This is a genomic window from Ruegeria sp. AM9 (genome assembly GCF_056540565.1).
This window is the reverse complement of record NZ_JBQFWY010000043.1, coordinates 1-876: the sequence shown is the minus strand read 5'-3', so window position 1 is coordinate 876 and position 876 is coordinate 1. Positions and strand designations below refer to the sequence as shown.

Here is an 876-nt window from a genome sequence, read left to right as displayed (position 1 = left end):
ACCCGGGAAAGCCCGCATCCGCGAATTGCCACAAGACGCCACCGGCAAAACCCGCTAATCAGGCGCCGTAAAAAAGCGATAAACTGACGTGAAGATTCGAGCGGTATCAGCAAGGCGGAAAGGCCTGATGGCCTTGGTGTGCGCGGCGGCGACCGGCATGGCGCAGGCGCAGTCGGTCTCGACCTATGGCACGCCCGGCCTGCTCGAGATCCCGACCGCCGAGATGTTCGAGGACGGCACGCTGGTCTTCACCGCCGCCGGGCTGCGCAACAGCGGCCGGGGCACGATGACCTTCCAGATGCTGCCCTGGGTGCATGGCAGTTTCCGCTATGCGGTGATCGACAGGTTCAACAGCCCCGACAGGACGCTCTACGACCGCAGCTTTGACCTGCATTTCCGGCTGCGCGAGGAAAGCAGGCACAGCCCGGCCATCGTGATGGGGCTGCGCGATTTCGGCGGCACCGGCATCTATGCCGCCGAGTATTTCGTGGCCACAAAAACCTTTCGCGACCGGGTCAAGCTGACCGGCGGCATCGGCTGGGGGCGGATGGCCGGGCGTGGCGCGTTTTCCAACCCGCTTGGCATCTTCGGCGACCGCTTCGACACCCGGCCGGTATCGGACGCGGGCGGGATTTCCACCACCGGCCAGCTGGATTTCGGCAACTGGTTCCGCGGCGACGCGGCCCTGTTCGGCGGCGTCAGCTGGCAGTATGACGACCGGCTGACCTTTCTGGCCGAGTATTCCCCCGATCTGTATACGCAGGAAGCGGTGGCAGACAGTCTCAGGGTCAGATCGCCGATCAATGTGGGCGTCCAATACCGGTTCAAAAACGGCACCCAGCTGACCACATCCTATCTCTATGGCACCACGCTGGG

General features: G+C 64.0%; 1 protein-coding gene. It reads left to right on the top strand.

What is annotated here, in order from left to right:
* Positions 1–127: 127 nt before the first annotated feature.
* A partial coding sequence (locus ACR0DO_RS19480; RefSeq protein WP_480561096.1) for a YjbH domain-containing protein occupies positions 128–876 on the top strand: 749 nt, incomplete at its 3' end.